A 672-nucleotide genomic window follows, 5' to 3' on the forward strand; every position below is an offset into this window, starting at 1 on the left:
CACGCCACGGTCGTGTTCAAGACCAGCTTCAACAACCGGTCCTCGAAGAGCAATAGCTTCTCATCGCTGATATCGCCGTGCTCATTCAAGGTACCGAACTCGTCCATCATGACCGTGGCGTGACGGAAGGAAAACAGGCCATTACTTAGCCCGGCAAGGACCCGCGGGTGGGAGTCAACCAGTTCAGTACTGTGGTGAGCTAACACTGCAGCAGTACGTTCCGGGATGCCCAGAACCAGCCCAAGATGTGTCAACGCGGAGGATTCCATCACTCCACGCTGCCAAGAATCCAACCCGATCACCCCGGCTTCCACTCCGGCAGCCCCCACAACCCGGGCCACTAACGAGGCCTTACAAGCGCTGAGCGCGTCCTCGAGTTTCTTCAACACACCCAGCGCGTGCAGGCCTTGGTCATACACCTCACGAGCGATCCCCACCACGGACGCCGGTTCAGGATCAGGAACCGGGATAGGGATATACAACGGTAAGCCCACCAATACTGGCGTGTCAGTGCCAAAGGGTTCAATAGAAGGAACAGTCACCGCGGCAAGGACCGCAGCCACATCCTGTGTGGCTGTACCGCCCCGGTCCCCGGGGACCTGCTCCCGAATACTCATACCCCCATTTTAGTCTTACCGTAATCAAGACGCAATAGATACCCAAACAAATATT

General features: G+C 57.0%; 1 pseudogene. It reads right to left on the reverse strand.

The features are described from left to right. Positions 1–617: pseudogene (locus RY113_RS18445) on the reverse strand (hypothetical protein); the annotation flags it as partial. Positions 618–672 lie beyond the last annotated feature (55 nt).

This window comes from Arthrobacter sp. lap29, assembly GCF_032458965.1.
Classification (GTDB): domain Bacteria; phylum Actinomycetota; class Actinomycetes; order Actinomycetales; family Micrococcaceae; genus Specibacter; species Specibacter psychrochitiniphilus.